Origin of the sequence: Mesorhizobium sp. B2-4-6 (genome assembly GCF_006442775.1) — a bacterium.
Lineage (GTDB): Bacteria > Pseudomonadota > Alphaproteobacteria > Rhizobiales > Rhizobiaceae > Mesorhizobium.
On the sequence record NZ_VFVI01000008.1, the window covers coordinates 222,263 to 247,083 of the forward strand.

The 24,821-nt window shown below is 63.1% G+C and carries 20 protein-coding genes and 2 pseudogenes; 7 read left to right on the forward strand and 15 right to left on the reverse strand.

Features of this window, described 5'->3' with window-relative positions; translation table 11 throughout:
* Positions 1-163 precede the first annotated feature (163 nt).
* The 3 genes from FJ957_RS20825 to FJ957_RS20835 all read right to left on the reverse strand — a co-directional run bounded on the left by FJ957_RS20825 (position 164) and on the right by FJ957_RS20835 (position 2,660).
* Positions 164-499 (reverse strand): DUF2958 domain-containing protein, encoded by a 336-nt coding sequence (locus tag FJ957_RS20825; protein ID WP_140834722.1) that lies wholly within the window; start codon positions 497-499, stop codon positions 164-166.
* 1 nt (position 500) lies between these two features.
* Positions 501-713 (reverse strand): hypothetical protein, encoded by a 213-nt coding sequence (locus FJ957_RS20830; RefSeq protein ID WP_140834724.1) that lies wholly within the window; start codon positions 711-713, stop codon positions 501-503.
* 198 nt (positions 714-911) lie between these two features.
* Positions 912-2,660: a recombinase family protein gene (locus tag FJ957_RS20835; RefSeq protein ID WP_181180647.1), complete on the reverse strand. Its 1,749-nt coding sequence runs from the start codon at positions 2,658-2,660 to the stop codon at positions 912-914.
* Positions 2,661-2,719: 59 nt separating this feature from the next.
* On the opposite strand from FJ957_RS20835, the pseudogene FJ957_RS20840 reads away from it, so the two are divergent.
* Positions 2,720-3,619, forward strand: a pseudogene (locus FJ957_RS20840) (ATP-binding protein); the annotation flags it as partial.
* Positions 3,620-3,759: 140 nt separating this feature from the next.
* Here FJ957_RS20840 and FJ957_RS20845 read toward each other — a convergent pair.
* The 11 genes and pseudogenes from FJ957_RS20845 to lepA all read right to left on the reverse strand — a co-directional run bounded on the left by FJ957_RS20845 (position 3,760) and on the right by lepA (position 17,113).
* Positions 3,760-4,419, reverse strand: coding sequence for an outer membrane protein (locus FJ957_RS20845; protein WP_140834730.1), 660 nt, complete (start codon positions 4,417-4,419; stop codon positions 3,760-3,762).
* 209 nt (positions 4,420-4,628) lie between these two features.
* Positions 4,629-5,003 (reverse strand): annotated as a pseudogene (locus FJ957_RS20850) (TetR/AcrR family transcriptional regulator); the annotation flags it as partial.
* 348 nt (positions 5,004-5,351) lie between these two features.
* Complete coding sequence (locus FJ957_RS20860) at positions 5,352-7,517, reverse strand: malate synthase G (protein ID WP_140834733.1); 2,166 nt, start codon at positions 7,515-7,517, stop codon at positions 5,352-5,354.
* A 241-nt stretch (positions 7,518-7,758) separates the two neighbouring features.
* Positions 7,759-9,780: a hydantoinase/oxoprolinase family protein gene (locus FJ957_RS20865; protein ID WP_140834735.1), complete on the reverse strand. Its 2,022-nt coding sequence runs from the start codon at positions 9,778-9,780 to the stop codon at positions 7,759-7,761.
* A gap of 390 nt (positions 9,781-10,170) precedes the next feature.
* A complete protein-coding gene (locus FJ957_RS20870; protein ID WP_140834737.1) occupies positions 10,171-10,797 on the reverse strand; it encodes a CDGSH iron-sulfur domain-containing protein in 627 nt (208 codons plus the stop codon).
* Positions 10,798-11,039: 242 nt separating this feature from the next.
* The gene (locus FJ957_RS20875) at positions 11,040-11,387 is read right to left on the reverse strand and encodes a hypothetical protein (RefSeq protein ID WP_140834738.1); all 348 of its coding nucleotides are present in this window, start codon (positions 11,385-11,387) and stop codon (positions 11,040-11,042) included.
* A 272-nt stretch (positions 11,388-11,659) separates the two neighbouring features.
* Complete coding sequence (locus FJ957_RS20880) at positions 11,660-12,184, reverse strand: hypothetical protein (RefSeq protein ID WP_140834739.1); 525 nt, start codon at positions 12,182-12,184, stop codon at positions 11,660-11,662.
* Complete coding sequence (locus FJ957_RS31880) at positions 12,181-12,693, reverse strand: hypothetical protein (protein WP_181180648.1); 513 nt, start codon at positions 12,691-12,693, stop codon at positions 12,181-12,183. Before FJ957_RS31880 ends, FJ957_RS20880 begins: the two co-directional genes overlap by 4 nt.
* A 95-nt stretch (positions 12,694-12,788) precedes the next feature.
* Positions 12,789-14,321, reverse strand: a complete 1,533-nt coding sequence (locus tag FJ957_RS20890; RefSeq protein ID WP_140834740.1) for a tetratricopeptide repeat protein — start codon at positions 14,319-14,321, stop codon at positions 12,789-12,791.
* A gap of 1 nt (position 14,322) precedes the next feature.
* Positions 14,323-15,159 carry a hypothetical protein gene (locus FJ957_RS20895; RefSeq protein ID WP_140834741.1) on the reverse strand — a complete coding sequence of 279 codons (837 nt, stop codon included), beginning with the start codon at positions 15,157-15,159 and terminating at the stop codon, positions 14,323-14,325.
* A gap of 148 nt (positions 15,160-15,307) precedes the next feature.
* Positions 15,308-17,113, reverse strand: coding sequence for a translation elongation factor 4 (gene lepA / locus FJ957_RS20900; RefSeq protein ID WP_140834742.1), 1,806 nt, complete (start codon positions 17,111-17,113; stop codon positions 15,308-15,310).
* Between the two features lie 169 nt (positions 17,114-17,282).
* On the opposite strand from lepA, the gene FJ957_RS20905 reads away from it, so the two are divergent.
* The 6 genes from FJ957_RS20905 (at position 17,283) to FJ957_RS20930 (ending at position 23,556) form a co-directional block, all read left to right on the forward strand.
* Positions 17,283-17,975: a DUF1223 domain-containing protein gene (locus FJ957_RS20905; protein WP_140834743.1), complete on the forward strand. Its 693-nt coding sequence runs from the start codon at positions 17,283-17,285 to the stop codon at positions 17,973-17,975.
* 87 nt (positions 17,976-18,062) lie between these two features.
* Positions 18,063-18,338: a hypothetical protein gene (locus FJ957_RS20910; protein WP_140834744.1), complete on the forward strand. Its 276-nt coding sequence runs from the start codon at positions 18,063-18,065 to the stop codon at positions 18,336-18,338.
* A 134-nt stretch (positions 18,339-18,472) separates the two neighbouring features.
* Positions 18,473-19,216 (forward strand): peptide-methionine (S)-S-oxide reductase MsrA, encoded by a 744-nt coding sequence (gene msrA, locus FJ957_RS20915; RefSeq protein ID WP_140834745.1) that lies wholly within the window; start codon positions 18,473-18,475, stop codon positions 19,214-19,216.
* 670 nt (positions 19,217-19,886) lie between these two features.
* Positions 19,887-21,590: a phospholipase D-like domain-containing protein gene (locus tag FJ957_RS20920; RefSeq protein WP_181180649.1), complete on the forward strand. Its 1,704-nt coding sequence runs from the start codon at positions 19,887-19,889 to the stop codon at positions 21,588-21,590.
* Between the two features lie 263 nt (positions 21,591-21,853).
* Positions 21,854-22,780 (forward strand): ABC transporter ATP-binding protein, encoded by a 927-nt coding sequence (locus FJ957_RS20925; protein ID WP_140645889.1) that lies wholly within the window; start codon positions 21,854-21,856, stop codon positions 22,778-22,780.
* Positions 22,777-23,556 carry an ABC transporter permease gene (locus tag FJ957_RS20930; protein WP_140709343.1) on the forward strand — a complete coding sequence of 260 codons (780 nt, stop codon included), beginning with the start codon at positions 22,777-22,779 and terminating at the stop codon, positions 23,554-23,556. Before FJ957_RS20925 ends, FJ957_RS20930 begins: the two co-directional genes overlap by 4 nt.
* Positions 23,557-23,610: 54 nt before the next feature.
* On the opposite strand, the gene FJ957_RS20935 is transcribed toward FJ957_RS20930, so the two are convergent.
* Positions 23,611-24,648: a phosphatidylglycerol lysyltransferase domain-containing protein gene (locus FJ957_RS20935; protein ID WP_140834747.1), complete on the reverse strand. Its 1,038-nt coding sequence runs from the start codon at positions 24,646-24,648 to the stop codon at positions 23,611-23,613.
* Positions 24,649-24,821: the final 173 nt, after the last annotated feature.

Sequence of the window (24,821 nt, forward strand, 5' to 3'; positions counted from 1 at the left end):
TCAAACGTCCTAAGGAGCAATGAATGTTCACGTTATGTTCCGATACTCCTGACAGGCAATTCACAACGTATTGGGATGAGCGGGAGGGTGCGCATAGCTCGCAATGGCACCGAAAGGTGCAAAGCTCGATTTGAGATGAGTTGCCGAGGGGGTGGATCGCCGTCTAGGCGACGATCCGGCGATGCCTCCAGGCATCGAGGGCGTATTCCGATAGAGGCTTCGTCGCCCTGAAATAGCGGTCGCGCTCAACCAAAAGGCGATGGGGGCCGCGCAGGCTTTGAAGTTCGGCGAGGCTCGCGTAGCCGAGTTCCGGAGTTCCGTGGCCGAGATCGCAGAGTCCGAAAAGGGTGTCCTCGTCGGGACCTAATTCGGTAAAGAGCCACGTCGCTCCCGTGTTCGGGAGAAAGCATTTGACGACCGGGTAGTGATCGCGCTCGCGCTGGCGGGACAGGTCGCTGTTGCAGCGGAGGGCGGTGCGGAGTTCGAGGGTGAGGAGCATCTTACTGCTCCCCCTTCTCGGTGCGGGTCCGGATGACGACCCGGCCGTTGACCGGCAGCGCGGTCAGGCTGACGTTGAACCCGTTGCCGTCCTGATGCGGCCAGGCGGCACCGACTTTCGTCCAGAAGGCGCGGTCGCCTTCTCCTTCGACCACAAAGACGCCGTGGGAGGGCTGGTTCTTCGGTGGTGCTGCGGTTTCCTGTTTCTTTGCCATTTCGGCCTCCTGTCGGCCGCCCCATGCGGCCGTTCTGGAAGCCCCTGACGGCGGGTCTAGCGAGGTAGTTGGATGACCATCGGGAACGCTAGCGCCTGTCCATGAACGTGGCGTAGCGGCCTGCTGTAGGAAGGCAGTAGGAACGGCGCGGGAGCGGCTGGAATGAGGAAGGCGTTGGCAGGGGAAGGAATGCGGTGCCTACGAAGCGCCCCTTGCCTTCTCGGCGAGCCTGCGGTTGAGGAAGGCGAGGGTCCGCGCCCGCGTCTGGTCGTCGTCATAGTCGCCCATGTCTTCGGAGAAATCGGGGCCGTGCGGCTGGCTATCGTAGTCCAGCGAGAGAGTCCAAAGGCCACCATCGCCCCAGGTGAACGGGATCTGGTTCGTGGGCACGTCCGGACGCGGTTTCAGCACGGCGACGACGCTAAGCTCATGATCGAACCTTATGTGATCCACGAGCTGCCGAAGCTGCTCGGCGAGGCGGACGCGGATAGCCGTACGCTGCTCGCCCTCGGCCTCGGACATCGCCCTGTTGAGGTCCACGGCCTCGGCCAGCCGGGCCTTCAAGCCAGGATCGGCTGCGGTCTGCGCAAGAGCTTTTTCCGCCTCGGCGAGTTCAGCTTGACGCGCCGCAACCTCGTCAACCAGTTCTCGGTATCGCGCCAGCGAATCCGTATCCAGCCCCTCGGCCACCTCCATCATCGCGGCGCGGTTTGCCTTGCGTTTTTGAGCATCGGCAAGGCGCGCCTTTGCGCCTTCAACCGCCTCAAGTTCGCCGTGCGACGCCTCGCCGCGCAAAACCGCGTCAGCGTCGATGTACGAAAGATGTCTGAGCAAGCGCCGCTCGATGTCGTCCACACGCCAACGCATGGCGTTGTCACATCCGGCCTTTCGCCGGGCGGTGTCGCACTCGAAATAAAGGGCTCCCTTGGGAGGTTTCCCTTTGTTGATGGTGTGCATCGCTCCATGGCAGCGGGCGCAACGGCAAAGGCCGATGAGGAGGTGCGCAATCCCGCCTCCACGTCGGCCAGCCGTTCCACGCTGGACAACCTCGCCCTCGTCGTTGGTCACACGACGGCGGGAGGCGATCACGGCTTGCGCGCGCCAGAAAGTCGCCTCTTCCAGAATCGCGGGGTAGTAGTTCTTGATAGGTTCCGCCTCCTTCTTGTAAGTCCGGAAGCGGGCGCTGCCCGTGCCGGGGAAGAAGTCACCGAGAACCGCCCGATTGGACAGGATCTTGGCGATGGCGGAGGAATGCCAGCCGTTCGCTCCTTTGAACGCTGGCTCGCCTTCCTCGTTCAGACGGCGCGCGATGGTGCGGCGTCCATATCCTTCGATCGTTTCATGAAAAACACGGCAGACGATCCTCACCCGCTCGTCGCGTTCGACGAATCGGCCGTCCTGGAGAGACAGCCACTCGGGTGCCCGCTTGGTCATCTTGTGTTCGCCGGCGCGCGCGCGTTGGCGTTTCTCGGCCCACGCCTTCCCAACGTTCGAAGACTTCCGGGCGGATTCAAGATGAGCCTGCGAAAGCTTGACGACAAGGAGCAGCATGGGGGACACGTCCGGCCCCGTCAGGCGCTCCTTGGAATACTCCTGACCGTCATCGACGGTCACGACCGTTATGCCCGCCGTGGCGAGGTCAAACAGACGCGCCGTCGCCGTCATGGCGTTCTGCCGTGAGAACCGGTCCCAAGACTCGATCAGGAGATAGGAGCCGCGCTCAATCTTCCCCGCCTGCACGGCATCCACGAAGCGGCCAAGCGCTCCCTCGGTGAAGTTGGCGCCTGTGTAGCCGGATTTGCCGAGGTCATGGAAACGCAGGTTGTCGTCAAGCTCCACTCCCTTGCGTCTGCACCATTCGACCGCCGCAGCCATCTGGCGGCGATAGGAATCGCCTTCGGCCTGTTCCGGCGTTGAAAATCTCAGATATGAATAGGCTTTAGGCATGATGCTGTCCGATATCCGATGCGCGTTAACGTCCGGTATTTGCCACGACATTAATGTAGCACAGCCTGTTGATGGTCGGACCGCCTGGCTCGGGCAAGTCGATGCTGGCCCAGCGCCTGCCTTCGATCCTGCCGCCGCTGGCGCCCAAGGAACTGCTCGAAGTGTCGATGATCGCTTCCGTTGCCGGCGAGCTCGGCGAAGGCAAGCTGACCGACCGGCGGCCGTTCCGGGCCCCGCATCACTCCGCCTCGATGGCGGCGATGGTGGGCGGCGGCTTGCGCGCGCGGCCGGGCGAGGTCTCGCTCGCCCATCACGGCGTTCTGTTCCTCGACGAGTTGCCGGAGTTCACGCCGCAGACGCTCGATGCGCTGCGGCAGCCGCTGGAGACGGGCGACTGCATGATCGCGCGCGCCAACCACCGCGTCACCTATCCGGCCTGCATCCAGCTGGTGGCGGCGATGAACCCATGTCGTTGCGGCATGTCGGGCGAGCCCGGCTATCGCTGCCTGCGCGGCGACCGCTGCCGCACCGACTACCAGGCGCGCATTTCCGGCCCGCTGCTCGACCGCATCGACCTTCGGATCGAGGTGCCGGCGGTCTCGGCGAGCGACCTGATCCGGCCGGACAAGGCCGAGACAAGTGCTTCGGTGGCGCAGCGCGTGGCGCGTGCGCGCGCCATGCAGCGCGAGCGGCTGGAAAGACTGGGAGCGGGCGCCACCACCAACGCGCATTGCCCGCCTTCGATCATCGAGGAGATAGCCAAGCCCGATGCCGCCGGCCTGACGCTGCTCAAGGACGCCAGCGAAAAGCTCGGCTTTTCGGCGCGAGCCTATCACCGCGTGCTCAAGGTGGCGCGCACGCTGGCCGACCTCGACGCCAGCGAGACGGTCGGCCGCATCCATCTCGCCGAGGCGATTTCCTATCGGATGAGCGCGGAGCGGATGGCGCAGGCGGCGTGATGAAGCGACCGGATGCCCAGAGCCGTTCCGGCGGAACGGGGAAATAGCTCTATCATTTTCAAGGCAATTCCTGACGGCAGCGCGATTTGGCGTGCAGCCGCGCCGGCATCATCATGAGCAAATTGCGATGTTGCCCGGAATCAGAATTTGTAGGCTAAGGCAGCGCGAACGACACTGAAGTTCGTCCTCACGTTATACGGATCGATCGGGTCAAACCCGAAGTCTTTCTTGCCGAGGTCGACATAGAGATATTCCGCACGGGCGGTCCAATTGTTGCTGAAAGCGTATTCAACACCGCCGCCGACTGCATATCCTGTCTGGAATTTGGTCTTGGCTACACCGAAGACGTGCTCATCGATCTTCACATCACCCATCGCAACGCCTGCCGTGACATAAGGAAGCCAACGATCAAAGGCATAGCCGACGCGGCCTCGGATCGTTCCGAAGGCATCGACGCTCGCTTCGGCGCCGAGACCGCCCCCACCGTTGGCCCCGGGCGAGAATTCTTTCTTGAATCCCAGGTAATTGATATCGCCTTCGATACCGAGAACCCACTGACCGTACTGATAATTGGCGCCGACCAAAGCGCCGCCGGTAAAATTCCCGATGTCTGCCGATCCAGGAATGCCGATGAAATCGCCATCGACCTTTCCGAAGGCCCCTCCCGCGTTCGCGCCGACATAAAGGCCGGTCCATGAATAGGGAACGTCCATCGATGCCACCGGTTGGACGATGTCAGCGGCATCGGCGCCGGTCAGGGCTAAGCCCAGAACCAGGAAAGTCCCCAGGATAGAACGCATCGATTGTCTCCCAAGCGTCGCTCGTTATCGCCGCCATTGCAAAGAGCTTAATCTTAATTGTCTAATAAACCTGTAGCAAAACAGTCACTCAATGCGGGAAATGGGGAAAAGCGGCAATTGATGCCGGCAAGGACGCCCAAGGGACGCTCGGCTTCCTGCGTGAACTTTTTATCGCCGGAAGGGGGCGCGGATGCCGGCCGATCTTCTCCTCAATCGGTCGCGGGTATCAGCCTCTGCAGCGTCGGCGTCAGGATCATGCCGAAAGTCAGGACGTCGCCATAGGCCCGCGCGGAAATCATCGCCCCGTGCACGGTCGCCATGCAAGCCTCGGCCTCCACGCGCGGCGCGGCGGCGATCGTCAATGTGCCTTGCTCGGCGCCGCGCTCGATGACGCCGGTCAGCCACCCCGACAGAAACTGAAAATACGCCCGGACCTCCACGGCAATTTCGGGCAGAAGGGCGGGAAGCTCGCTGGCGAGCAAGGCGCAGACGCAGATCGGCCGGCTCGCGTCCTCGATGCACTGCGCCCAGAAGCCGGCATAGGTTCGCAGCAATTCCGGCGGCGCAGGCACATTGCGCTCAAGCTCCGTGAATTGAGGTTTTCCTGACGATCGCTTTCAGCATGCGGCGTTGGGGTGCCGGTTGCCAATTGGGCAGAGGCCAACGCCCCCCATCTGCTTGCCGGCATCTTCTCCCCGTAAACGTAAACGGGGAGAAGGGACTTGTCGCCGCCGCTTTCGCCAATCGCCAACGTTGCAGGAACGAGCCGGCGTTGCCGCAGCCTTTTTCTCCCCGTTTAGGGGCAGAAATGCCCGGTTCACCCTCCGTGGCTGCAGCGGAGGATGGGCAGGGCAATGAGGGGCGGCGGCGCCAGATGAAAAAATGGAACGCGGCGGCTTAACGCAACGCCCTTCGATCTACTGCTTACTCGCTCAGCCCTTCGCCTTCAGCTCCAGCCGCCGCGCATGCAGCACCGGCTCGGTGTAACCATTGGGCTGGACAGTTCCCTTGAACACCAGGTCGCAGGCAGCCTGGAAGGCGATCGAACCATCGAAGTCCGGCGCCATCGGGCGGTAGAGCGGGTCACCGACATTCTGGCGGTCGACGATGGCCGCCATGCGCTGTAGCGAGTCACGCACCTGGATTTCCGAGCAGACCTTGTGGCGCAGCCAGTTGGCGATGTGCTGCGAGGAGATACGCAGCGTGGCGCGGTCCTCCATCAGGCCGACATCGTTGATATCGGGCACTTTCGAACAGCCGACGCCCTGGTCGATCCAGCGCACGACATAGCCCAGGATGCCTTGCGCATTGTTGTCGAGCTCGCGCTGGATCTCGTCCGGCGTCCAGTTCGGCCGCCTTGCTACCGGCACCGACAGGATGTCGTCGAGCTTGGCCTTCGGCCGGCTCTTCAGCGCCGCCTGCACGGCGTGCACGTCGACCTTGTGATAGTGCGTGGCATGCAGGGTGGCGGCCGTCGGCGACGGCACCCAGGCGGTGTTGGCGCCGGCCTTGGGATGGGCGATCTTCTCGACCAGCATCGCCGCCATCAGGTCCGGCATCGCCCACATGCCCTTGCCGATCTGGGCGTGGCCGGCGAGGCCGCATTCCAGGCCCGTGTCGACGTTCCATGCCTCGTAGGCGGAAATCCAGGCGGCCTGCTTCATGTCGCCCTTGCGGATCATCGGGCCGGCTTGCATCGAGGTGTGGATCTCGTCGCCGGTGCGGTCGAGGAAGCCGGTGTTGATGAAGACGACGCGTTCCTTCGCGGCGCGGATCGCTTCCTTGAGGTTGACGGTGGTGCGCCGCTCCTCGTCCATGATGCCCATCTTGATGGTGTTCCTGGCCATGCCGAGCAGGGCTTCGACGCGGTCGAATATCTCGACGGCGAAGGCGACCTCTTCCGGCCCGTGCATTTTCGGTTTCACCACATACATCGAGCCGGCGCGGGAATTGGCGCGGCGGCCGTTGTCGCCGACATCGTGCATCGCGATCAGCGCGGTGATCGCGGCGTCCATGATGCCTTCCGGCACCTCGTTGCCGTCGCGGTCGGCGATCGCCGGATTGGTCATCAGGTGGCCGACGTTGCGCACCAGCATCAGCGAGCGGCCGGGCAGCAAGAGCTGGCCGCCATTGGGCGCCGTGTAGCGGCGGTCAGGGTTGAGCTTGCGGGTGAACGTCTTGGCGCCCTTGCTGATCTCCTCGGCAAGGTCGCCCTTCATCAGGCCGAGCCAGTTGCGATAGACGACGACCTTGTCCTGCGCATCCACCGCGGCGACCGAATCCTCGCAGTCCTGGATGGTGGTCAACGCCGATTCCAGGATGACATCGGCGATGCCCGCAGGATCGGTCTTGCCGATCTGGTTGGCGTGGTCGATCACGATCTCGATATGCAGCCCGTTCTTCACCAGCAGCACCGCTTCGGGATTGGCGGCATCGCCGCGATAGCCGGCAAACTGTTTCGGGTCGGCGAGGGTGGTGGCGCCGGCGCCTTCGCCCACCTTGAGCGCACGATAGGCCACCGACAGCCCGTTGACGCCGGCCCATTTGCCTGACGTCAGCGGCACCGACTGGTCGAGGAAATCCTTGGCCCAGGCGATGACCTTGGCGCCGCGCGCCGGATTGAAGCCCTTGCCCTTCTCGGCGCCGCCGGTCTCGGGAATGGCGTCGGTGCCGTAGAGCGCGTCATAGAGCGAGCCCCAGCGGGCATTGGCGGCGTTGAGCGCATAGCGCGCGTTCATCACAGGCACCACCAATTGCGGTCCGGCGACGACGGCGATCTCGGGATCGACGTTAACGGTCGAGACGCTGAAGGCCGGGCCTTCCGGCACCAGATAGCCGATCTCCTTCAGGAAGGCCTTGTAGGCCTCCATGTCGATCGGCGCGCCGTTGGCGCGGTACCAGCCGTCGAGCTTGTCCTGCATGGCGTCGCGTTTTGCAAGCAGCGCCCGGTTCTTCGGGGCGAGGTCGTGGACGATCTCTGAAAAGCCGGTCCAGAATTTCTCCGGGTCGATGCCGGTGCCGACTGCCGCCTCCTCGGCCACGAAGTCATGGAGCTCCCGGGCAATCCGCAACCCGGCGATCTCGATGCGGTCGGTCATCTGCACGTCTCCAGATAGGTAGGCTTGCCGGGCGTTTGGCATGTTTGGGGTCGCGGGGTCAATTCGGCTTAGGGTGTAGGCTCCCTTCTCCCCGTTCTACGGGGAGAAGGTGGCGGCAGCCGGATGAGGGGCGGCGCGGCGTTCCGTAAGTAGCGGTTCAGCGCAATCTCATTGGTCGGCGCTGCCCCTCATCCGCCCTTCGGGCACCTTCTCCCCGTGAAACGGGGAGAAGGAAGGGGGCTCACACCGCAATCCGCGGCCTTCCCGACGCCACGGCCACCACATGCGCCTCGATGAACATGCGCTGGCCCTCGATGGTCGAGACCTTGAACTCGGTGGCGATTTCGATCTCGGCGCTGTCGGTGCCGGCGTCCTTCGCGCGCTCGGCGGCGAGCGCGCGCACATCGGCCTCAGCCGCCGCGATCGCCTTGTCCTCCTCGGTGAAGTCGCGCACCGTCTGGCCCGAGGCGAGGCGGAACAGGCCTTCCTTGGGCTGGCTGACGCGGGCTTCGGCCGAGACGCGCACCTGGCCGACCACGGCGCCGAGCGCGTTGGCGACGTCGGTGTCTTCCGGCACGATGCAGCCATTGCCGACCAGCACGGCCAAGCCGGCATAATGCAGCGGCGCCGACGCGCCGAGGCCGATGACCGGGCGGTCGAGCGCGACGGTGAAGCGGGCGATGCCGGGATGGGCATCGACCGCGCGCTGCACCAGCGCGTGCGCGACGGTCGCGGCGCCATCCAGCCCGTCCTCGGCGAAAGCGGTTTCGAGGATGTATTCGGCCGACCAGCGGGTCAGCGTGACGAGCACGCGCTCGGCGATGGCTTCCGGCGTCGCGGCGATCGTCTGGCCGCGGCCGTCGCGGCGGCGGGCGAAGAGCTCGGCGCCGAGGCGGGCGGTGGCGGCATCCCAATTGGCCTGTTTTCCGACGACATGGGCGGCGTCGGACGGCGTGAAGCCTGAGATATGCACGAGCCCGCGCGCGACCAGCCGGTTCAGCGTGGCGTTCTGGGCGTTCGAAGCGAGCAGCCGATCGAGCGCGAGCGGCACCGAACCGATCGTCTCGTAGAGTTTCGCCTCCGGCGCGGTCAGCCCGGCGGCGAGCCGGTCCGGCACGCCGGTGCGCACGGCAAAGCGCCCGTCCATGCGGCCGGGATTCGGCGCGCGCAGCTGCCGCTCCAGCTCCGAGGTCACCGCCTCGCCATGCACCATGCCCGACAGCGCCAGCGGCACCAGGCGGCGCGGCCCGAGCAGGATCTTCGGGTCAAGCGCGCCGTCTTCCAGCGTGACTTCGGAATCACCGCCGAGGCCGAAGGTGCGCATCGCGACGGCCTCGACCATGGTGCGGAAACCGCCGACGGTGGCGCCTTCCGGATCGAGGCGCGGACGGCCGCCGTCGAGCACGGCGACGTCCGTCGTGGTGCCGCCGATATCAGACACCATGGCGTCGTCCAGCCCGGTCATGTGGCGCGCGCCGACCAGGCTTGCGGCGGGGCCGGACAGGATCGTCTCGATCGGCCGCTGGCGGGCGAAGGCCGCCGAGACCAGCGCGCCGTCGCCGCGCACCACCATCAGGGGTGCCGCGATGCCGCGCTGGGCGAGGAAACCTTCGGTCGCCGCGACCAGCCGGTCGATCATCGAGATCAGCCGGGCGTTGAGCAAGGTGGTGAGCGCGCGGCGCGGGCCGCCGAGCTTCGCCGACAACTCGTGGCTGGCGGTGACCGGCAGGCCGGTCTTGTCGCGGATCAGGTCGCGGGCCGCAAGCTCATGCGCCGGGTTGCGGGTGGCGAAATAGGCGCAGACGGCGAAGCCAGACACCGAACGCCCAAGTTCCGGCAGCGCCGCCTCGAGGCCGGACAGGTCGAGTTTCGCCGCATTGCCGTGCACGTCATGGCCGCCCGGGCAGAACACCACAGGGTCGGTGCCGAGCGCCGTCTTCAACCCGTCGCGCGCAAGGTCGGCCTCGGAAAAGCCGATCATGACCAGCGCCACGCGCCCGCCCTGCCCCTCGACCAGCGCGTTGGTGGCCAAGGTGGTGGACATCGAGACAAGTTTTATCGAGGCAGGATCGGTCTTGGATTTCTCCAGCACCGCATCCACCGCGCCGGAAATGCCGACGGCGAGATCGTGGCGCGTGGTCAGCGACTTGGCCTTGGCCAGGACTTTTCCCTTGGGTCCGCCTTCCTCCGACCACAGCACGGCGTCGGTGTAGGTGCCGCCCGTGTCGATGCCGAGGAAGAGGGGGTGAGATTTGGCGGTCATTTTGGGCGGCGGTCCGGGCAAGAGGGCTTGGTTGCGAAGCCCTTAGCCGATACGGGCTGGCCGATAAAGGCGGGAGGGGTGGGCCAGGGGGTGGAGAGCAAGTTCCTGGCCTCACAAGGGTTACGCTATGCACACATCTTCTGTGATTGACTGATCGACCTGAGCGGATTGCCACGTGGTTCCCCCATTCCGTCGCTGCTTCGCAGCGCCACCTTTCCCCCCTCCGGAGGGAAAGGAAGGGAGCGTTGCTGGACGAGCATTGACGGCAAAAAGCTTGGCGCCTTTCCTCTACCCCGTCGATCGGGGGAGAGGTGGCTCGGCGAAGCCGAGACGGAGTGGGGGTCGACCAGCGCTACATTAGACAATGCATGCGCCAAGCTCGCATGCACGCTACCCCACAAACCCCACCCTTTTATGGCTCCCGTCGCAGAACGGCTTGTTCGCCGAGTGCCCGCAGCGGCAGAGGAACACCTTGGTCGTGCGCGCGATCGTATGTCCTGTCCCGGTGACGATCTCGGCATTCCCCTCGACCTTGAGCGGGCCGTTGACCGTGGGCGTCACCGCCAGCGGGCCATCCCGCGCTTCCAGCACCTGCGCTTCCTTCAGCGGCGGCTCGCCGGTGGCGGTGAAGCCGGCCTTGATGTGGCTGTTGTCGCAGAACGGCTTGTTCTGCGACAGGCCGCAACGGCAGAGCGTGGCGCGGAAGACGGTTTCGTCGCCCAGCACGATCTCGGCATGCACCGCCAGCGGGCCGTTTTCCCTCAACCGCACGGTGTTGACCACCGGCGGCTTCTCCTGCGGTCCGCCATCCTTTCTGGTGTAGGTGATGGCGCCGGACGGGCAGTTCTGCGCCAGCGCCACGACCTGCTCGACGCTCGCCGCCTCCGGATGGATCCACTCGCCCGGCGCGTTGGGCACGAAGACATGCGGGTTGCCGAGCACGCAATTGCGCGAGTGGATGCAGCGCTTGCCGCTGAAAGAAACGTCGATCTTCTCGCCTTCGACCGTGCCTGCCATCTGGGTGGGGTCTCCTGTTGGGTTGAGGCGAGGCTAGGGCGGGGGCGAGAGGGGCGTCAAGCGGGGCAAGTGCACAGCCTTGGTTCCTCGCCCCACGAAGTGGGAGAGGTGGCTCGGCGAAGCCGAGACGGAGAGGGGAGGCCCTACGAAGGCCCTTCTCCGTCCGCTTCGCGGCCAACTCCCCCACCTTTGGCGGGGGCGAGGAACCCAAGCATGAGAAGTCGGCAGATTCGGCGCCCCGCCTATTCCGCCAGATCGACCGTCTCGGTCGAGTGCTCGGTGCAGATGAAGCAGCAGGTGTCGCAGGGCTGGTCGTTGTCGGGGCCGACGCCGGCGGTGACGGAATCGTCGCCGTTCACCCAGGCGCCCCAGCAGATGTGCTCGCCCGGCTCGCAGGAAATCGGCACGGACTTTCGCGCCTTCGGCCGGATGAGAAACACCTTGTCGTCGCCGGGCCAGACTTTCTGGCTGTCACGGCTGAACAGTTCCACCGCGACGCCATCCGAACGCTGGTTGCGCACGAACACCGACATGTCGGCGGCGAAAGCCGGGGTGGCGAGAAGGAGGAAGGCGAGCAGAGCGCGAATCATGGCGAGGTCCCCGATGGGAGTAGAGCACGGGTGGGTTGCGTAATCTCCCCCTTGCGGGGGAGATGCCCGGCAGGGCAGAGGGGGGCGCGAAGGATCACAGCGCCACCAGATAAAGCTCTCGTCCCACGAAGTGCGGAGAGGTATCCAAGCTTTGAGACGCCGGCGGGACAGCGCCCCCCTCTGTCCTGCCGGACATCTCCCCCACAAGGGGGAGATCAGCAGCTTGCGCATTCCACCCGTTCTGCAACGTCGGCAATGCGCGAGGCCGCGCCCTAACTCCTCACCACCACATGCGGCGCGAATGTCTTCACGGCATCCACCATCTCCTCGCCGCGCACGTCGAGCGAGGAAATCTCCATATGCACGATGTTCCGGCCGAAGGGCATCAGGCCGAAGGCATTGGCGGAGGAATATCGGATTGCGCCGGGCGGCTCCTCGGTGAGCTCGAAATTGAGCATCGCCGCGCCCTTGCCGCCGGCGGCATGGCGCACGCTCCGCACCTTGCTCCACGGCACCAGCACGTCGCCGGCGCGGGCATCGCGGAAACCCTGGCTGTTCAGCACCACCTTGACAGAAGTGTCGAAGGCGCCGCGCGCGATGAATACGCCGAGCCCCAGGCAGGCGGCGCCGAGCAGCGTGATCCACAGCACATGCCCGCCATCCGCGCCCGAGGCCACGCCCTGCAGCGCGCCGAAGCAGAAGATGCCGCCAAGCAGGAACGGCCCGAGCGCGGGCAGGATCTTTCCCGACGGGCTGTTGCGGATTTCCAGCGGCGCGGCCATTGCCTCGCGATTCAACGCTCCGCTTTCAGCAAAGTCCAGATCCAGCCGATGAAGGTCAGCACCAGGAACGGGTAGCCGAGCGCCGGCAGAGGCGCGGAGGTGGGCAAGAGCGGCGCGCCCCACAGGATCATGAGGACGGAGACGGCGAAGAGCAAAGCGGCGGCGAAAGCCGTGAGCCGCATCCAGAGTGCGAAGGTGGCTTGCGCGCTGACCATCACCAGCCCCGCTGCCCAGAGCGCGATGCCGCCCGCATAGGAAGGCACGCTGGCCTGCAGGCCCGCCGCATTGCCGGCCAGAAGCAGGCTTTCGCCGGCAAGGAAAGTGAGGAAGCCCGCCGCGACGAGATCATTGCCGAGCCGCTGGTATTTCATCGTCAGCAGCGCCGTGGCGACGACGATCGCCATACCATCGACGGTCCAGACCGTTTCGCGCAGCGCGTCGCTGGCAACGAAAGTGCCTGTTAAGCCAAAAGCGCCGCCGATGGCGAGGCCGATCGCGGCGACGAGATCGAGAGTGGAGCGCATGTGATGGATCCCCGACCAGGGGAGAGGATACAACGAGGTGAGCGAAGATCAACGGTCACTCTCGGATTATTGCGTCAGCCGACGAATAGCTTCAGTCAGGCCTCTCTAAACCTAGCTTCTATCTTAGACATCAACTCTCGGGTACGCTTACCAAATACATCTTGGTCTTGTGATTGCCAAAGTTCCAGGGCTTCCACGATTCGATTAGTGTTCACTAGCGCTTCTAAATACCATTTTGTCGGTGCAGACTTACCTGGGAAGCGCTCAACCGTGCGGCGCAATATGCTTACCGCCGACTCCCCCTGCCCAGCTCTTATATATGCGTCGGATAGCCACTTTGCCGGTGCCGGATCGTCCAACCTCTCGCTATAAAGTTCTTCCAATACATCAAACGCCTCAGCCTCATTGCCGGCATCGAGCAATGTCATAGCCCACTCTTTTCTCGCCCGCAGGATGTCGCGATCGTCCGCTTCTTCGACCCAACGGTTTGCGAAATTCAACGCCTTCTTGAAATCTCGCTCGATAATCGCTTCGTTTATTACAAGTTTATACAGAGACCTTTCCATCTCCCATAACGAGAACCTTTCTACCAGTTCCGCTATCGGCACCCTGTATTCTGCCTTAAAACCGAGTTTAAGCGCCTCCCGCACGAAAGAGGGCCTATTCTTCGTACTAATCCCCCTCAAAATACCCTGCTCTATTGCATCGAATGGCCACTTAAAGCGAGCTTGCGCCTTAACTACCACACGAAAGATGTCGATACTTTCGGGAAATCGGGCGCTTGCTTCGCGAAGAAGTGACTGCGCGGGTTCTGACTCACCACGATACACGAGCAATTTCGCTAGCCTTGCCCATGTAGCCCCTCTCTCTGGAAATCGATGTACGAGAGTCTCAAAGAGTTGAACTGCCTCTCCTATACGACCGACGGCAGTCAGAAGATTACCCAGTTTAATAGCCGTTGCAAGGTCGTCTGGTCGCACGTCTTGAAGCATCTCTAAATAATGTATCGCCTCATGATGATCACGCTGCTCGATTAACGTCTGAGCCAATCTCAATACGACATCGTAGTCACTACCAACCTCAGCTATATACTCTCTATACAACGCCACTGCGCTCACTGAGTGCTCCTTCTCAAAAGCCGCGCCCAGTGCTAAGACAAACTCACGATCATGCCTATATCGGCTACGATACATATACATAAGATCTATAGCTGCTTTATACTCGCCTCGTCGTATCAAGTCGTTTGAAAAGGTGATTAACGTAGACAGATCAAGCTCTGACTTCGGAGGTGACTTCAGTGTCTGCCCAACCTCGTGATCCGATAGTCGATGCTCGCCTAGATTCCTCTCGCTGACTAGCGGACCATCAAGAGATTCGGGAAAGAGTGCTTCGGACAACGTCGTGCTATCGATCCTAGTGTTCTTGTCGAGCAGCACATTCGATAGATTCGCCCCCCGAAAATCCATTCCCCTCAAATCCTGGCCTCGCAGATCTGCACCACTCAGGTCGGATCCTCGATAAAAGGCTTTTGGTGAGCGCCCAGCGATGGCGGCTAACTTTCGCAGATCTCCCGTATCTGAAGTCAGTATTTCGATTACTTTCTCAGACCAGTGCTTTTCTGCGACCATCTCAGGTCTCACTTTCGGGTTCAGCGACTACGCTTGTTAGCGTTATCGCACCAAATCTCTCGTCTACGCTCTCAAACTCCAATCCTTCCAATATAAGCTTATCCCTTATATAGGACCCTGCTGCCGCAAGCTTTGCCTTCTGAGATCCCCCTTTTTTAAATAAGTCCCACTTCTTCTCGTCCTTAATCATAATATCAGATATTATCATGTCCTCTCTCAGGCATCGAACTTCGACCGAGACCGTTGGAGGAATGCCTTTGTTCTTATCCGTTCTCGTATCGATTAACGTGCCCCGGGGAAACGCTTCCGCTTCCCACGGTTTGCCGTTTAACGTCTGAGCCGATTCGGGCGTTATACCCCATCGGTAGTTACCATCATGAGTTTTTGATTGATGAATCACCATAAGCTGGATCTTCTCCTCTATTTCTACTTTCTCTGATGCAGAAATAGAGCTGTCCCCTCGCGCTTCCAGTGAAGCGTTCGCACTAACAGTTGAGGTTGTCACTGCTACACCAACCGATCCGCTGGCACCGGCAGAGTGCTTCCTTTCCTTTAGAAGAGTTTTCTTCCCTTCGATGCCACGATGATCGCGTGCGATCGAACTCTTCTTGATGTCTATAGGTTCAGTTTTGGGCAGCACCAATACGATTTCGGCACGACGCAGGCTTAGCCGGAAGCTGACCTTTGAAGACTTTTCACCGCCAACGCGGCCGGTTGAAAACGTAACGTCAACATGCAAGTCGGCGGTGGGATTCTGGTTGCTGAATGGCCGATGCCAAGCGTCAACTGAAACCACCTCGCCAAAGGCTCTTCGCCTGTTACTTTCATTTGCGGACAAGTCACCCCCCTATTGCTTCCGCAATAGAAGTAGGTTTCGTTCAGCAATATCGCAACAGAAAGTTACGATGAACCCGTGGCTGTTCTTTGTGCGTCCCTGGCTAGGGCTGCTCTGAGAGACCTTTGCCCTAACGTACACGGCAGGCCCCTCAATCCCCCATCTTCAGCGCCTGAATAAACGCCTCCTGGGGAATATCCACCTTCCCAAACTGCCTCATCCGCTTCTTGCCCTCTTTCTGTTTGTCGAGCAGCTTGCGCTTGCGGGTCACGTCGCCGCCGTAGCATTTGGCGGTGACGTCCTTGCGCAGCGCCGAGATGGTCTCGCGGGCGATGACCTTGCCGCCTATTGCCGCCTGGATCGGGATCTTGAACAGGTGGTGCGGGATCAGTTCCTTCAGCTTCTCGCACATGGCGCGGCCGCGCTTTTCCGCCGCCGTGCGGTGCACCAGCATGGACAGCGCGTCGACCGGCTCCTCGTTGACCAGGATCGACATCTTGACCAGGTCGCCCTCGCGATAGTCAGTCAGGTGATAGTCGAAGGAGGCGTAGCCCTTGGAGATCGACTTCAGCCGGTCGTAGAAATCGAAGACCACCTCGTTGAGCGGCAAATCGTAGGTCAGCATGGCGCGTTTTCCCACATAGGAGAGATCGGCCTGGATGCCGCGCCTGTCCTGGCAGAGCTTCAGGATGCCGCCGAGATAGTCGTCGGGGGTAAGGATGGTGGCGCGGATCCAGGGCTCCTCGATCGAGGCGATCTTGACCACGTCGGGCATGTCGGCCGGATTGTGCAGTTCCTTGACCGAGCCGTCGTTGAGGTTCAGGCGGTAGACCACGCTCGGCGCCGTGGCGATGAGGTCGAGGTTGAACTCGCGCTCCAGCCGTTCCTGGATGATCTCGAGATGCAGCAGGCCGAGGAAGCCGCAGCGATAGCCGAAGCCGAGCGCGGCGCTGGTTTCCATCTCATAGGAGAAGCTGGCATCGTTGAGGCGCAATTTGCCGACGGCGGCGCGAAGGTCCTCGAAATCGGCGGCGTCGACCGGGAACAGGCCGCAGAACACCACCGGCTGCGCCGGCTTGAAGCCGGGCAGCGCATGCGCGGTCTGGCGCTTGTCTTCGGTGATGGTGTCGCCGACGCGGGTGTCGGCCACTTCCTTGATCGAGCCGGTGAAGAAGCCGAACTCGCCGGGGCCGAGCTCATCGACATTGATACGGGCCGGCGTGAAGACGCCGGTGCGCTCGACGAGATATTTGGCGCCGGTGCCCATCATGCGGATGGTCTGGCCCTTCTTGAGCACGCCGTCGATGATGCGCACCAGAACGATGACGCCGAGGTAGGCGTCGTACCAGCTGTCGACCAGCATGGCCTTCAGCGGGGCGTTGATGTCGCCCTCGCGCGGCGGCGGCAGCTGGTGGACGATCGCCTCCAGCACCTCGGGCACGCCAAGCCCGGTCTTGGCCGAGATCAGCACCGCGTTGGAAGCGTCGATGCCGATCACCTCCTCGACCTGCTCGCGGATGCGCTCGGGCTCGGCCGCCGGCAGGTCGACCTTGTTCAGCACCACGACGATCTCGTGGTTGTTGTCGATGGCCTGGTAGACATTGGCCAGCGTCTGCGCCTCGACGCCCTGGCTGGCGTCGACCACCAGCAGCGAGCCCTCGCAGGCGGCGAGCGAGCGCGACACCTCATAGGCGAAGTCGACATGGCCGGGCGTGTCGATGAGGTTGAGGATATAGTCCTCGCCATTGTTGGCGCGGTATTTCAGCCGCACTGTCTGCGCCTTGATGGTGATGCCGCGCTCGCGCTCGATGTCCATGCTATCGAGCACCTGTTCCTTCATGTCGCGCGCCTCCAGCCCGCCGGTGAGCTGGATCAGCCGGTCGGCAAGAGTGGATTTGCCATGGTCGATGTGGGCGACGATGGAGAAATTGCGGATGTGGTCGAGGGGCGTCGTCATGCGGCGCGCTTTAGCAGGGGCAGGGTTGAGGGGCAAGCGGTGGGGCTTTTTCCTTCTCCCGTTCGCGGGGAGAAGGGAAGCGCCCCAATCACAAACCGGTGAAGCTGTAACGAACCTCTCCACCCCGGCGAAATGGGAGCATGACCCGCCGTAACGGAGACTGCTTCCCATGACCGGATCGACAACAAGGACCGCCCTGCTCGCCGGGGCGATGCTCGCCGCCACGCTCGGCGCCGCTTCGGCGCAGCCGCTCACCGTGGTCGAGCTGTTCACCAGCCAGGGCTGCTCGTCCTGCCCGCCGGCCAACGCCAACCTGATCAAGGTCAAGGACCAGCCGGGCGTGCTGGCGCTGTCGTTCAACGTCACCTACTGGGACTATCTCGGCTGGAAGGACACGTTCGGCCGCAAGGAATTCACCGATCGCCAGGTGACCTACGAGCCGTCGCTCGGCCGGGACGGACCGTTCACGCCGCAGGTGGTGGTGAACGGCAGACGCGACGGCGTGGGCGCGGCGCCCGGCGAGATCCAGAGCCTGATTGCCAAGGGCGGCCACACCCAGGGTCCGGAGCTTTCGCTCGACAAGGCCAAGGTCAGCATCGGCGCCGGCAAGGCGCCGGGCGGCGGCGCCGACATCTGGCTGGTGCGTTACACGAGAGGCGTCGTCGAGGTGCCGGTGGCGCGCGGCGAGAACACCGGCCGCACCCTGCCGCACGCCAATGTCGTGCATGCGCTGACGAAGCTCGGCAGCTGGAACGGCGAGGCCACCACGCTGCCGCTGCCGGCCGCCACCGGCGGCTTGAACACCGCGGTGCTGGTGCAGGCGCCAGGCGGCGGACCGATCCTGGCCGCGGCCGCCAACTGATCTCTTTTTCCCTACGCGCGGGGCCGCATGACAGCGGCAACGCATAACCCGGCCCGCTTCCGCGCGCCAAAACCCAAGGAGACTATCATGACCAAATATCTGACCCTGCCGGCACTCGCCTTCGCGCTTTCCGCTGCCGTCTTCGTCGCCGGCGCCCGCGCCGACGACACGACCAATGCGATGAAGCCCGCCGATGCGATGGCGACCGACGCCATGAAGCCGGCGACGGATGCCATGAAGCCGGCCGATGCCATGAAGCCCGACGCGATGAGCACCGAGGCGATGAAGCCGGCTACCACCGACGCGATGAAACCGGCCACGGATGCCATGAAGCCGGCGGATGCGATGAAGCCGGCACAGTAAGCCGCGTAGGACGGCGTCCCCCGCTCCGAGACGGAGCGGGGGACGCCATCTGCCGTAAGCCGCCGCACGGCAAAGTGAGAACCCCCCGACGGCTTCGTTCGTATATACTGGGACAACAGCAAGGAGATCAGGACATGAACGGCATCGAGACAAAGGCCGCGCGGCGATCGCCATTTTTCGCGCGCGGCGCGGTTGCAGCGCTTGGTCTTGCGGCAGTCGCGGCGGCCGTCTTCTGGCAGAGCCCGGCCCGCTCGGCCGAGGACGCGGTGGTGATCCCGCCGCCGGCGATGGATGAAAAGGCGGCGAGCGGTACCGAGAAGGCGATCTTCGCCGGCGGCTGCTTCTGGGGCGTGCAGGGCGTGTTCCAGCACGTCAAGGGCGTGAGCAAGGCCGTTTCCGGCTATACCGGCGGCAGCGCCGAAAACGCCGTCTATGAAGTCGTCGGCACCGGCCGCACGGGCCATGCCGAATCCGTCGAGATCACCTACGACCCGGCGAAAGTCACCTACGGCCAGCTCTTGCAGGTGTATTTCTCGGTCGCGCACAATCCGACGCAGCTCAACTACCAGGGTCCGGATTCAGGCACGCAGTACCGTTCGACGATCTTCGCCGAGAATGACGAGCAGAAGAAGGTCGCCGAGAGTTACATCGACCAGCTCGACAAGGCCAAGGTGTTCGGCAAGCCGATCGTCACCACGCTTGAAACCGGCAAGACCTTCTATCCGGCCGAGGATTACCATCAGGACTTCCTGACGCTGAACCCGACCTATCCCTATATCGTCTACAACGACCTGCCCAAGATCGAGAATTTGAAGTCGCTGTTCCCGCAGCTTTACAGCGAGAAGCCGGTGCTCGTGCTGGCCTCCAGCAAGAGCTGACGAAACGCCGGCCGGGTTCCGTAGCGCAGGGATTTCGATCGTCGGGTAAATGTCCGCGTGGGGCGGATGGCATTGCCTTGGCGATTGGCCGAAACGACCATCGCGATCGTCATCCACGGGCGGAGCAAGGAGCGAAGCGACGCGCGCAGACCCGAGGATCCATTCCGTGACGTCCGAGCGCTGCTACGGTGCAGAATTCTGCTCCGCTGCGCTCTTCGATCAAAGTCACGGAATGGATTCCAGGGTCTGCGCGACGCCGCTTCGCGGCTGCTCCGCCCTGGAATGACGAGGCTGGGAGGCTTCCGCCAATCCCCGGCGTTTGTGCCGACTTCACGGAAAGGAACGGTGAGGCCCCGATGGCAACCTCGCCGCTCGCACTTTCCTGGAATTGCTCCAGGCCGGTCTTGATGGATTCGCGAAAACCATCCGTCCTTTGTTTTGCTGGCAAACAGAACATAGTGTGAAGCAGTTCATAGAATTATACTTGACGCTGCAGAACATTGACATCCGATCTTCTGCCGTCCCATAATCATCGTCGTCACCTTTCGAACATTCTGTTTCAACTGATCCGGGACCCTGTTTCCGGGGCGGATTCTTGTTGGCTGCATTGATGAGCCGGACATGCCGGCCGCGCGCTTTGGGAACAACGGCAGATGGGGAGGAACGACAGATGGCCATCGACATAAAAGTCTCCGTCTACATCAATGGCGACGACGCCTTCGTCGCCTGGGCGCCCAGCGACTTCATCGCCGGATGCCGGGGCTTCCTTCTGGAGCGCGGCCGCAAGGCCGGCGCCACCGAGAAGATCGAGCCCGTCGAGAACCGCGTCGGCTTCACCAAGGACAAGCCGAAATCGGGCGACCACCGGCCGTCGGACGTGTGGCCGTTCCAGCGCTTCAACTGGACCGACCATGCGGCCGATGTCGGCAATGTCGTGCGCTACCGGGTGACCGCGATGATGAGCGCCGGCCCCGGCAAGCCGCTGACCAAGGGCGTGTCGAGCGACTGGACGGACTGGCATACGCTCGCCACCGACGCCGGCGGCGGCTTTTCCTGCTACTTCAACCGCGGCCTGGTGCTGTCGCAATTCGTCGCCCGCTACATGGCCAAGAACAAGCTCTCGCCGGTGGCCTTCAAGAAGAGCCTGCAGACCAATGGCGACGCGAAGTTCCGCGCTTTCCTGGAAGGCGATCTGGGGCTGCGCATGGTCGGGCTGACGCAAGGCGCCGGCGACGAATTGCATGCGGCGCTCTACGAGCTCGGCGACGCGACGCTGGAGACGGCGCTGATCGGGCTCGGGCCGCGGCTCAATCTCATCCTCGCCAACGGCTCCGACAAAAGCGGCGACGGCAACAAGGACGCGCGCAAGAACCTCAACGACCACGGCATCGCGACCATCGACCGGATGCTGAAATCGAAAGGCCTCGGCCACAACAAGTTCGTCGTGGTGTCGCAAGACGACGAGCCGAAGCAGGTGTGGACGGGCAGCACCAACTGGAGCACGACGGGCCTCTGCACGCAGGTCAGCAACGGCCTGCTGATCGAGGACGCGGCGGTGGCGGAGCATTTCCGCAAGCATTGGGACCTGCTCAAGGACGCCTCGCCGCCGAAGACCGACCCGGCCAATTTCACGCCGGCGCTGATGGCGGACAACAACGCGCCGAAAACCTTCACGGTCGGTGCCGCCAAGGCGACCGTCTGGTTCACCCGCACCTCCGACGGGGCCGACATGGCGGCGCTGCGCGATGTGATCACATCGGCCAGGCAGGCCGTGCTGTTCCTGATGTTCACGCCGGGCAAGCAGGGGCTGCATACGCTGGCCGGCCAGCGCGCCAAGGAAAAGGGCATGTATGTGCGCGGCGTGGTCTCGACGCTGAGCGCGAACGAGGGCGGCACCGAACAGAATTTCCTCGACATCGACCTAGTGAGCAGCGACCGGAAATTCACGCCCGACCGCTACGCGGTGGCGCAGCCGCAAGGCCTCGACGCGCCGCTCGGGCCATGGATCGCCGAGGTCAACCGGCGGACCTTCCTGTCCCAGATCGGCCACGCCATCGTGCATTCGAAGATCCTGGTGACCGACCCGCATTCAAACGACTGCGTTGTGGTGACCGGGAGCCACAATTTCTCGGCGCCGGCGAGCGAGAAGAACGACGAGAACCTGGTGATCGTGCGCGGCCACAGGAAGCTTGCCGCCGCCTATGCCACATACGCAATGTCGGTCTACAGCCACTACCGCTACCGGTCCTACATCCGCGAGATGCGGGCGCAGGGCAGGACGCCGTGGAGCTACCTCGACGACGACGATCAATGGCTGAAGACCGAGCTCAGGACCAAGGCGCAGGAGATCGCGTTCTGGACGGCGCAGACCTGATTTCCTTCGCCCCGTTTACGGGGAGAAGGTGCCCGAAGGGCGGATGAGGGGCAGCGCCGGCATCTGCGGTTCGGCAGCCAGGAGCACGATTGGTTGAAGGTCAGCGCCGCCCCTCATTGCCCCTGCCGGGCATTTCTCCCCGTAAACGGGGAGAAAGAACCTCCTCCCTGTCCAGAACTGTCAGCAACGGCGTCGATTCACGGTTGCACCGGGCGGCATCCGACCTATATCAGGTGACCTTTTCCAGCCGGCCGTATTTCAGCATGTCATCCATCATCTCGATCTCCGGTGTCACGAAAACCTATGCCACCGGCTTCAAGGCGCTGAAGGAAATCAATCTCGACATCGAGCGCGGCGAGATCTTCGCGCTGCTCGGGCCGAACGGCGCCGGCAAGACGACGCTGATCTCGATCGTCTGCGGCATCGTCAACCGTTCCTCCGGCAGCGTCAGCGTCGACGGCCACGACATCGGCAAGGATTATCGCGCGGCGCGCAGCCTGATCGGGCTGGTGCCGCAGGAACTGACCATCGATGCCTTCGAGACGGTCTGGGCAACGGTGAACTACAGCCGCGGCCTGTTCGGCAAGGCGCCCAACGCGGCCTTCGTCGAAAAAGTGCTGCGCGACCTCTCGCTGTGGGACAAGAAGGACTCGAAAGCGATCACCCTGTCGGGCGGCATGAAGCGCCGGTTGATGATCGCCAAGGCGCTGTCGCACGAGCCGCGCGTGCTGTTCCTCGACGAGCCGACCGCGGGCGTCGACGTCGAACTGCGCCAGGACATGTGGGCGATGGTGCGGCGCCTGCGCGAAGACGGCGTCACCATCATCCTCACCACGCATTACATCGAAGAGGCCGAGGCGATGGCCGACCGCGTCGGCGTCATCAACAAGGGCGAGATCATCCTGGTCGAAGGCAAGGCCGAACTGATGCGCAAGCTCGGTCGCAAGCAGATGAAACTGGAACTGCGCGCGCCGCTTGCCGCCGTTCCGGACGGGCTTTCCCACTATTCATTGGAGCTGTCGGACGACGGCAACCAGCTCACCTACACCTATGACAACCAGAGCGACCGTCCGGGCGTCGCCTCGCTGATCCGCGACCTCGAGGCGGCCGGCATCCAGTTCCGCGATCTCGACACCAAGAACAGCTCGCTCGAAGAGATCTTCGTCAATCTTCTGAGGCAAGAGCCATGAACCTGCGCGCTGCCCCTAATTTTCGTGCGGTATGGGCAATCTACCGGGTGGAGATGGCGCGCGCCTTCCGCACGGTGCTGCAGAGCATCATCTCGCCGGTCATCTCGACATCGCTCTATTTCGTCGTCTTCGGCTCGGCGATCGGCTCGCGCATCAACGAGATCGACGGCATCGCCTACGGCGCCTTCATCGTGCCGGGCCTGATGATGCTGTCGCTGCTGACGCAATCGATCTCCAACGCCTCCTTCGCCATCTATTTCCCGAAATTCGTCGGCTCGATCTACGAGCTTTTGTCGGCACCGGTCTCCTATCTGGAGATCATCATCGCCTATGTCGGGGGCGCCGCGACCAAGTCGATCATCCTCGGCCTGATCATCCTGGCCACCGCGGCACTGTTCGTGCCGCTCAGGATCGAGCATCCGTTCTGGATGATCGCCTTCCTGGTGCTGACGGCGGTGACCTTCAGCCTGTTCGGCTTCATCATCGGCATCTGGGCAAAGACCTTCGAGCAACTGCAGCTGGTGCCGCTGCTGATCGTCACGCCGCTCACCTTCCTCGGCGGCAGCTTCTATTCGATCCATATGCTGCCGGGCATCTGGAAGACGATCACGCTGTTCAATCCGGTCGTCTACCTGATCAGCGGGTTCCGCTGGAGTTTTTACGGCAAGGCTGATGTCTCGGTCGGCGTCAGCCTCGGCATGACGCTGATGTTCCTGGCCATCTGCATCGCGATCGTGGCGTGGATCTTCAAGACGGGCTACCGGTTGAGGAACTGACGGACATTCAGTTCCTCGCCCCACGAAGCGGCGGCGAGGAAAACACAGCCTCCTTCAAATCGCCTTCAGCAGGCGCAGCAGCCCCAGCATTTCCGCGAAAGTTCCTTTGCGGAATGCGATATAGGTCGGCTCCTCGACGCCGTGGAAACGGCGTTTGAACGCGGCCTGGCCCTGCAGGTTGAAGCGCGAGCGGTTGACCCAGGGCGAGTTGTAGGCGCGCTGGAAGGCCCCGCGCCAGAAGCTCGATTCGGCGAAACCGCTCGGCTCGATGTCGAGCAGCGGCGAGAGACCGAGCGTCACCTCGGAGATGCCTTCCTCGCGAAAGCGGTCGACGGCGAATTTGGTCAAGCCGATTTCGGCATGCGGCGTCGCGTCGACCTGCTTGCGCTTGAAGGAAGTGGTGTAGCCGACCACCTTGCCGTCGCGGAACAGCGGGTCGAAATCGAGAATGGCGAGAAGCCGGCCTTCGGGGCTGTGCAGGAGGAAGCGGCGCATGTCGGCGCCGAGCTCTTCGGAGAAGCGGCGGTTGAGGAAACCCATCTCCCAGCGCTTGATGATGCGCTCCTTGCGCCAGTCGGCGGAAAGCTGTTTGATCTCCTCGAGCAGCCTGTCGCCCTTGTCCTCGGCGAGAGTAAAACCCTTCTTGGTCAGCCAGCGCTCGGAATAGCGCACGGTTTCGTTGCGCTTGCCGGAAAAATCATGCGCCGGCAAAAGCAGCCTGGTGTCGATGCCGAGGCGATTGACCTGGTAGCCGAGGCCGGCCAACACCTTGGCGGTGTCGGCGCCGACCTGGACGAACCACGGGCCGCCGGCGGCCTCGACGAAGCGCTTGATATAGGCCGGGCGGTCGGCCAGTTCGGCCACCGGATCGCCCAGCGCGAAATGGCGGCTCATCTTGGTGCCGAACGCTATGTAGCCGTCGCCATCGCTGAAATAGGACAGTTTCTGCTGCACGGCCGTGGAGTAGGCGAGCGAGAAATCGCCATGGCGGCGCACCAGCGCCAGGCGTTCGGCATCCGTCAACTCGCGCCGCGGAACCTTGGGCGCCACGGCGTCGAGAAGCCTGTCGAAATAGATGCGCAGGGGCGCCATGAGCTCCGCATGCCAAGAATGGATGACCTGCCGCCCTCAGGTCGCGAATCGCTGGCGACCGCTGCCGGCCGCGTCGCGCCAGCGCGATATAGGATGCATTTGGCGGCGAATGAAGGGCAAACGTCCGAAAGCGTCCAGTATCGTCCATCGACCGCGCGAAACGCGCCATGCGC

Coding starts and splice junctions, on each gene's coding strand:
- FJ957_RS20845 (WP_140834730.1), bottom strand. CDS start 4,419: ATGCGTTCTATCCTGGGGACTTTCCTGGTTCTGGGCTTAGCCCTGACC.
- FJ957_RS20875 (WP_140834738.1), bottom strand. CDS start 11,387: ATGATTCGCGCTCTGCTCGCCTTCCTCCTTCTCGCCACCCCGGCTTTC.
- msrA (WP_140834745.1), top strand. CDS start 18,473: ATGAACGGCATCGAGACAAAGGCCGCGCGGCGATCGCCATTTTTCGCG.
- lepA (WP_140834742.1), bottom strand. CDS start 17,113: ATGACGACGCCCCTCGACCACATCCGCAATTTCTCCATCGTCGCCCAC.
- FJ957_RS20905 (WP_140834743.1), top strand. CDS start 17,283: ATGACCGGATCGACAACAAGGACCGCCCTGCTCGCCGGGGCGATGCTC.
- FJ957_RS20920 (WP_181180649.1), top strand. CDS start 19,887: ATGGCCATCGACATAAAAGTCTCCGTCTACATCAATGGCGACGACGCC.
- FJ957_RS31880 (WP_181180648.1), bottom strand. CDS start 12,693: ATGCGCTCCACTCTCGATCTCGTCGCCGCGATCGGCCTCGCCATCGGC.
- FJ957_RS20925 (WP_140645889.1), top strand. CDS start 21,854: ATGTCATCCATCATCTCGATCTCCGGTGTCACGAAAACCTATGCCACC.
- FJ957_RS20835 (WP_181180647.1), bottom strand. CDS start 2,660: ATGCCTAAAGCCTATTCATATCTGAGATTTTCAACGCCGGAACAGGCC.
- FJ957_RS20930 (WP_140709343.1), top strand. CDS start 22,777: ATGAACCTGCGCGCTGCCCCTAATTTTCGTGCGGTATGGGCAATCTAC.
- FJ957_RS20935 (WP_140834747.1), bottom strand. CDS start 24,648: ATGGCGCCCCTGCGCATCTATTTCGACAGGCTTCTCGACGCCGTGGCG.
- FJ957_RS20860 (WP_140834733.1), bottom strand. CDS start 7,517: ATGACCGACCGCATCGAGATCGCCGGGTTGCGGATTGCCCGGGAGCTC.
- FJ957_RS20865 (WP_140834735.1), bottom strand. CDS start 9,780: ATGACCGCCAAATCTCACCCCCTCTTCCTCGGCATCGACACGGGCGGC.
- FJ957_RS20825 (WP_140834722.1), bottom strand. CDS start 499: ATGCTCCTCACCCTCGAACTCCGCACCGCCCTCCGCTGCAACAGCGAC.
- FJ957_RS20890 (WP_140834740.1), bottom strand. CDS start 14,321: ATGGTCGCAGAAAAGCACTGGTCTGAGAAAGTAATCGAAATACTGACT.
- FJ957_RS20910 (WP_140834744.1), top strand. CDS start 18,063: ATGACCAAATATCTGACCCTGCCGGCACTCGCCTTCGCGCTTTCCGCT.
- FJ957_RS20870 (WP_140834737.1), bottom strand. CDS start 10,797: ATGGCAGGCACGGTCGAAGGCGAGAAGATCGACGTTTCTTTCAGCGGC.
- FJ957_RS20830 (WP_140834724.1), bottom strand. CDS start 713: ATGGCAAAGAAACAGGAAACCGCAGCACCACCGAAGAACCAGCCCTCC.